This window comes from Actinomadura roseirufa, assembly GCF_900659635.1.
In the GTDB taxonomy this organism is placed as follows: Bacteria; Actinomycetota; Actinomycetes; order Streptosporangiales; family Streptosporangiaceae; genus Spirillospora; species Spirillospora roseirufa.
In genome coordinates, this window is the sequence record NZ_CAACVB010000365.1 from 1 (window position 1) to 6,255 (window position 6,255).

The window sequence follows — 6,255 nt, forward strand, 5'->3', positions numbered from 1 at the left end:
GGACGACCCCGCGGCCGGCCCGGCCGCGCGGCTGCTGGACCGGCTGACCGAGGCGTGCGAGACCCGGTTCGAGCGCGCCACGATCCGGCGGGTCGTCCCGCCGCAGCGCGAGGACGGGCGCGCCGACCCGCCGCACCTGCTGCTGACCCATCTGGAGGACGGGTTCGTCCGCCAGTACCGGATCGGCGCGCACGTCGGGCGGGTGGGCGAGGCCGACGTGGACGCGTTCGCCCGGCATGTGCACGCCGACGGCACCGACCACGGCTCGGAGCTGGTGTACCTGGGGCCGGCCCCGGCCCGCTCACTGCGCGACGACGCGCTGCGGCGCGGAATCCGGGTACGGAGCCTCACCGAGTTCCAGGGCCTGGTGGACCTGTCGGAGTACGTCACCGCGCAGACGGGCCGGCTCGCCGCGGGCGGGCTGTACCCGCCGTCGCTGTACGTCCCGCAGCGCTACCGGGAACTGGACCGGTTCCGCACGGCCGCCTCCGCGGGCGAGGGCGCCGACGAGGGGGCGGGCGGTGAGGGAGCGGACCCCGGCCACCGGAGCGCCGCCGACGTCCACGACGACGTCGTCGGGGAGATGCTGCGCCTGCTGTCGGCCGACCACGGCCGGTTCCTGCTGCTGCTGGGCGACTTCGGCCGGGGCAAGACCTTCGCGCTGCGCGAGCTGGCCCGCCGCGTCCCCGAGGAGCTGCCGCACGTCGTCCCGATCCTCATCGAGCTGCGCGCGCTCGACAAGGCGCACTCGGTGGACGGGCTGGTCGCCGCGCACCTCGCCAACCACGGCGAGGAGCTGATCGACCTCAAGGCGTTCCACTACATGCTCCGGCAGGGCCGCATCGTCCTGCTGTTCGACGGCTTCGACGAGCTGGTCACCCGGGTCACCTACGACCAGGCCGCCGACCATCTCGACACGCTGCTCCAGGCCGCCCAGGACAAGGCCAAGATCGTGGTCGCGAGCCGCACCCAGCACTTCAAGTCCCAGGCGCAGGTACTGACCGCGCTCGGCGAGAAGGTCGGCGTCCTGCCGCACCGGCGCGTGCTCGGGCTGGAGGAGTTCACGCCCGCGCAGGTCCGCTCGTACCTGGTGAACCGATACGGCGACGAGGAGGCCGCCGACGCCCGGCTCGCGCTGCTGTCGGGCGTCGAGGAGCTGATGGCCCTCACGTCCAACCCGCGGATGCTGAGCTTCATCGCCGACCTTCCCGCCGAGCGGCTGCACGCGGTCGCGCGCGCCCGCAGCACGGTCAGCCCCGCCGACCTGTACCAGGAGATCCTGTCGTCCTGGCTCGCCTACGAGGCCGAGCGGGTCCGGCACGCGGGCGGCCCCGCCGGACTGGACGCCGACGACATGTGGGAGGCGGTCGGGACGCTGGCGCTGCGGCTCTGGGAGGGCGACGAGCGGTTCCTGCGCCTCGCGGAGCTCGCGGACGTCGCCGACGCCCTCACCGGCCTCGCCGACGGGCGCCTGTCGCCGCACCAGGTCACGCACGCCGTCGGCGCCGGGAGCCTGCTCGTCCGCACCGACGAGGGCCTGTTCGGGTTCATCCACGCGTCGGTGATGGAGTGGCTCGTCGCCCGGCACATCGCCCGCGAGTTCGCCGCGGACCCGGCGCCGGCGTCGCTCGGCCGCCGCCCGCTCAGCCAGCTCACCGTCGACTTCCTGTGCGACCTCGCCGACACCCGCGCCTGCCGGGAGTGGGCCGCGGGCGTCCTCGCCGACCCCGGCGCGGGCGACGTGGCCCGCGCCAACGCCATCCGGATCACCACCCGGCTGCGCACCCCCGCCCGCGCCGACCTTCGCGGCGCGCGCCTGCAGGGCGAGGACCTGTCCTACCGCGACCTGCAGGGGGTGGACCTCACCGGCGCCGACCTCACCGACGCGCAGCTCGTGGGCGCCAACCTGTCGCGGGCCGTGCTGCGCGACGCCTCCCTGGCCGGCGCGCGGCTGGACGAGGCCCGGCTCACCGGGGCCGACCTGCGCGGCGCGGATCTGTCCCGGGCCCGGCTCGCGCGCGCCGACCTGCGCGACGTCGCCGTGGACGGCGGCCGGTGGACGCGCGCCGCGCTCGTCGACGCCGTCCTGCCCGACCGGATCGCCGCCGCGCCCGAGCTGCGCGAGGCGGCGATCGCGCCCGGTCGGCCCGTCGATATCCAGGTGCGGCCCGCCGCCGTCGGCGTCCCCTACGGCTTCCACTTCCAGACCAGCAGGCTGCCGCAGCCGCTCGCCTACGGTCCCGGCGGTTCCGTGCTGGCCGTCGGCGGCGAGGACGGCGGCGTCCTGGTCTGCGACGCGGTGACCGGCACCCCGCTGCGCACGCTCCAGGGCCACCGGGACCGCGCCTACGCCGTCGCGTTCGGCTCCGGCGGGGACGTGCTGGCCAGCGGGTCGGCCGACGGGACCGTCCGGCTGTGGGACCTCGCCACCGGACAGTGCTCGCACGTCCTGACCGTCCACCCCGAGGGCGTGTGGCCGGTCGTCACCGGCGGCCGCTCCCCCTCCGGCGCCGACCTCGTCGCCGCCGGGGCGGCCGACGGGACGATCCGCGTCTGGGACACCGGCACCGGCGGGCTCCTGCACGAGCTCCCCGGGCACACCGCGCCCGTCTACACCGCCGTGTTCGACCCGGCCGGAACCCTGATGGTGACCGGGGACGCGGGCGGGGTCCTGCGCGTTTGGGACCTCGCCACCGGGTCCCTGCGCCGCGAGCTGACCGGCCACCGCGGCGCGGTGTTCCGCGCCGTGTTCCACCCCGGCGGGTCGCTGCTCGCCGCGGGCGACGAGGCGGGCGTCGTGCGGCTCTGGGACATCCACTCCGGCCGGATCCGGCAGGAGCTGCGCGGCCACACCGGCCGCGTCTACGCCATCGCCTTCCACCCGGAGGGGCGGCTCATGGTCACCGGCGACACCGACGCGTCCGTCCGGCTGTGGGAGGACGGGGTGCACCGCGCGACGCTGGCCGGGCACGGCGGCGGCATCTACCAGGCCGCGTTCAGCCCGGACGGCGGCCGGCTGGCCACCGCCGACAGCGCCGGCTCGGTCCGGCTCTGGGATCCCGCGACCGGCCGGCAGCGGCTCGAGCTCGCCGGGCATCGCGGCGCCGTCTGGCCGTTCGCGTTCCGCCCGGACGGCGCGCAGCTGGCCACCAGCAGCAACGACGGCACCGCGCGGCTGTGGGACGCCGAGACGGGGCAGTGCCGGGTCGTGCTGCGCGGGCACGGCCGCCGCGTCACCGGCGTCGCGTTCAGCGCCGACGGCGGGCTGCTGGCCTCCAGCGGCAACGACGGCCTCGTCCGGCTGTGGGACCCCGCGACCGGCCGGATGCTCCGCGAGCTGCGCGGCGCCGCCGACAACCTCACCTCCGCCCTGTTCGGCACCCGCGACTCGCGGCTCGCGACCGCCACCAACGACGGCGGCGTCCACCTGTGGCAGGCCGGGACGGGCGCGTTCGAGCGGGAGCTGAACGTCGAGACCGACCACGTGTGGGCGCAGGCGTTCTCGCCCGCCGGGGACGTGCTGGCCACCGCCAACGACGACGACAGCGTCCGGCTCTGGTACTGGACGACCGGCCGCGAGATCGTCAACCTCGGCGACCACCGCGGCCGGGTCCGCACGATCGACTTCCACCCCGGCGGCGGCCTCGTCGCGACCGGCTGCGACGACGGCCTGGTGCGCCTGTGGCATCCGCGCAGCGGCGCGCTGCACGCCGCACTCGCCGGGCACACCGACCGCGTCTACCGGGTGGCCTTCGACCCGTCCGGCGACACCCTGGCCAGCGCGAGCAACGACGGCACCCTCCGGGTGTGGGACGTGGCCTCGGGCGGCACCCGGCACGTGCTGACCGGGCACTCGGGGCGCCTCTGGACGGCCGCGTTCCACCCGTCGGGGACGATGCTGGCCGGCGCGGGCGACGACATGGCGGTGCGGCTGTGGGACCCGGCGACCGGCGCCCTGCTGCACACCCTCACCGGGCACACCCGCCGCGTCTGGTCGGCGGCGTTCAGCCCGGACGGCGCGCGGCTCGCGACCGCGGGCGACGACGGCGCCGTGATCCTGTGGGACGTCACCGACCGGTCCGCGCCGCGCCGCCGCGCGACCCTGCTCGGCCTCGCCGGAGGGTGGGCGGCGCTGGCCCCCGACGGCCGCTACAAGTGGGAGGGCGACGCCACGGCCGAGTTCTGGTACTCGGTCGGCATGTGCCGCTTCGAGCCGGGCGAGCTGGACGCCTACCTGCCCGAGGTCCGCCAGATCCCCATGGAGGCGCCCTTCTGAGCGGACGGCGCGCCGCCGGGGCGTCCGGTCACGTCGCGGCGGCGCGGGCGGCGAGGACCTTCCAGAGGGCCTCGACCTGCTCCTCCAGCACGTCCAGGCCGCCGGAGTTGTCGATGACGCGGGTGGCGACGGCCAGCCGCTCCTCGCGAGTGGCCTGGTGGGCCATGCGGGCGCGGGCGTCGGCCTCGGTCATGCGGCGGCGGGACGTCAGCCGGTCCACCTGGGTCTCCTCGGGGACGTCCACGACCACGACCTCGTCGTAGGCGGCGGCGGAGGCGGCCCCGTTCTCGGCGAGCAGCGGGACGTCGTAGACCACGACCGAGCCCGCGGGCGCGGCGTCCATCAGCTCCCGCATCCGCCGCCCCACCAGCGGGTGGACGATGGCGTTCAGCGCCTTCAGCCGCTCGGGGTCGGAGAACACGATCGAGCCGACCTTGGGGCGGTCCAGTTCGCCGGACGGCAGCAGCACGTCCGGCCCGAACTCGGCGACGACGGCGGCCAGGCCGGGGGTGCCCCACCCGACGACCTCCCGGGCGAGGGCGTCGGCGTCGATGACCACGGCGCCGCGCGCGGCCAGCCGCGCCGCGACCTCGCTCTTGCCCGACCCGATTCCGCCGGTGAGTCCCACTTTCAGCACGCCGCTCACCCTAGCGGTGAAAGCCCTGGCCGCGGCGCGAGCGGTTTGCGCATGTGGACGAGCGTGAGATGCGCGGCGACCCGCTCGCGATGCGTCTCGGTGTAGCCGAGGCGCCGGTACAGGCGCAGCCCGGTCTCGCTGAGGTGACCGGTGAACAGCACGCACGCGTCGGCCCGCCCGGTGACCGCCGTCTCCAGGACGTTCATGAGCGAGTGGCCGACCCCCTGCCCCTGCAGGTCGGGGACGACGACGAGCCGCCCCACCAGGCAGGTGCGGTCGCTGAACTGGCCGCGGACCGCGCCGATGACCCGCTCGCCCAGCGTCGCCTTCAGCACCATCGCGTCGCCCGCCAGCACCGCGCGGATCTGGTCGAGCGACTCGACCAGCGGCGGCAGGAACGGGTCGCCGTACAGCTGCGCCTCGGTCAGGTAGGCGGCGCGCTGGACGGTCAGCAGCTCGCCCGCGTCCGAAGGGCCGGCCCGCTCGATCGAGACCGCCTCGTCGCTCATGCGCCCGACCCTAACGGCATCCGGCGGCCCTCAGTGCCCGACCCGGACCGTCACCGCGACCGGGTAGTGGTCGGAGGCGTCCGAGCGGGGCACTTCGTAGTCGGTGAACATCAGCCCTTCGGAGCCGAACACGCCGTCGTGCCGCCTGCCGTCCGCGGTGGTCGGGCTGGTGTCGGCGCCGAGCGCGGCGCTGCGCAGGCCGGTCTCCAGCAGCCCGGCGAGCTCCGGGCTGCCCGGCTCGGCGCTGAAGTCGCCGCCGATGATCGTGCGGGGCGCGCCGCCCCAGGCCCGCACCAGCGCGGAGACCTCCCGGGCCCGCTCGCGGGCCTGGTCGCCGCCGCCCTCCAGGTGCGTCGACCACACGTCCATCGTGGTGGAGCCGACGGCGAGCCGCGCCCACACGTAGCCGCGGATCTGCGACCAGTCGCCCTTCGCCATCCGGCCCGTCCCGGAGCCGCGCACCGGCAGGGAGGTGAGGATCGCGTTGCCGAACTGCCCGTCGGCGGCGGGGCCCCAGATCAGCTTCATGCCGAGCCGCCGCGACAGCCACACGCCGAGGTCGGTGGTGCCCGACAGCAGCGAACCCCGGCTGGCCTCCTGCATCAGGACGACCTGGGCGCGCTGCCCCTCGATCGTCCGGGCGATGCCCTCGGGGTCGAGCCTGCCGTCCTGGTTGACGCCGTCGTGGATGTTGTAGCTGAGCAGCCGGACCTGGCCGGGGACGGGCCCGGCCTTCGCGGTCCCGTCCGGCGCCGCGACGGTGAACACCAGGGTGCCGGCCAGCAGCGCGATCGCCGCGGCGCCCGCGGTGAGGGCGCGCAGCGGGGCGCGGG

4 protein-coding genes are annotated in these 6,255 nt (G+C 76.1%); 1 reads left to right on the forward strand and 3 read right to left on the reverse strand.

Going from position 1 to position 6,255, the window contains the following annotated elements:
- Positions 1 to 4,276: NACHT and WD40 repeat domain-containing protein (locus E1291_RS37895; protein WP_131742865.1), on the forward strand; the 4,276-nt coding region annotated here is incomplete at its 5' end.
- A gap of 28 nt (positions 4,277 to 4,304) precedes the next feature.
- On the opposite strand, the gene coaE is transcribed toward E1291_RS37895, so the two are convergent.
- The 3 genes from coaE to E1291_RS42775 all read right to left on the reverse strand — a co-directional run.
- Entirely contained in the window at positions 4,305 to 4,913 is a 609-nt protein-coding gene (coaE, locus tag E1291_RS37900; protein WP_131742866.1) for a dephospho-CoA kinase, read from the reverse strand.
- A 5-nt stretch (positions 4,914 to 4,918) separates the two neighbouring features.
- Positions 4,919 to 5,422 (reverse strand): GNAT family N-acetyltransferase, encoded by a 504-nt coding sequence (locus tag E1291_RS37905; RefSeq protein WP_131742867.1) that lies wholly within the window; start codon positions 5,420 to 5,422, stop codon positions 4,919 to 4,921.
- 30 nt (positions 5,423 to 5,452) lie between these two features.
- Positions 5,453 to 6,255 (reverse strand): endonuclease/exonuclease/phosphatase family protein (locus tag E1291_RS42775; protein ID WP_370771108.1); only part of this gene is annotated, 803 nt, incomplete at its 5' end.